Annotated in this window: 1 protein-coding gene; it reads right to left on the minus strand. The window is 74.2% G+C overall.

Going from position 1 to position 628, the window contains the following annotated elements; all coding sequences use genetic code 11:
• The coding region (locus ASC60_RS00035; protein ID WP_159043177.1) for an ATP-binding cassette domain-containing protein at window positions 1–628 on the minus strand (628 nt) is incomplete at both ends.

Below are 628 nucleotides of genomic sequence, written 5' to 3' on the forward strand. Positions count from 1 at the left end.
GAGGCGGCGGGTGGTGTGGACCGCTTCCAGCATGCGGCGGTCGTGGGTGACCAGGAGCAGCGTGCCCTGGTAGGAGGCCAGGGCCGACTCCAGTTGCTCGATCGCGGGCAGGTCCAGGTGGTTCGTGGGCTCGTCCAGGACCAGCAGGTTCACGCCTCGGGCCTGGAGCAGGGCCAGGGCCGCGCGGGTGCGTTCGCCCGGGGACAGGGTGGACGCGGAGCGCAGCACGTGGGCGGCCTTGAGGCCGAACTTGGCCAGCAGGGTCCGTACGTCCGCCGGCGCCAGGTCCGGTACCGCCGCGCCGAAGGCGTCCAGCAGGGCCTCGCTGCCGAAGAACAGCGCGCGGGCCTGGTCGACCTCGCCCACCACCACCCCCGGTCCGAGTGACGCCTGGCCCTCGTCCAGGGGGAGGCGGCCCAGGAGGGCGGCCAGCAGGGTGGACTTGCCGGAGCCGTTCGCGCCGGTCACGGCGATCCGGTCGGCCCAGTCGATCTGCAGGTCGACCGGGCCGAAGTGGAACTCGCCGCGCCGTACCTCGGCCCCGCGCAGGGTCGCCACGACCGCGCCCGAGCGGGGTGCCGCGGCGATCTCCATCCGCAGTTCCCACTCCTTGCGCGGCTCCTCGACC

It is taken from the genome of Streptomyces sp. NBRC 110028 (assembly GCF_001417735.1).
In the GTDB taxonomy this organism is placed as follows: domain Bacteria; phylum Actinomycetota; class Actinomycetes; order Streptomycetales; family Streptomycetaceae; genus Streptomyces.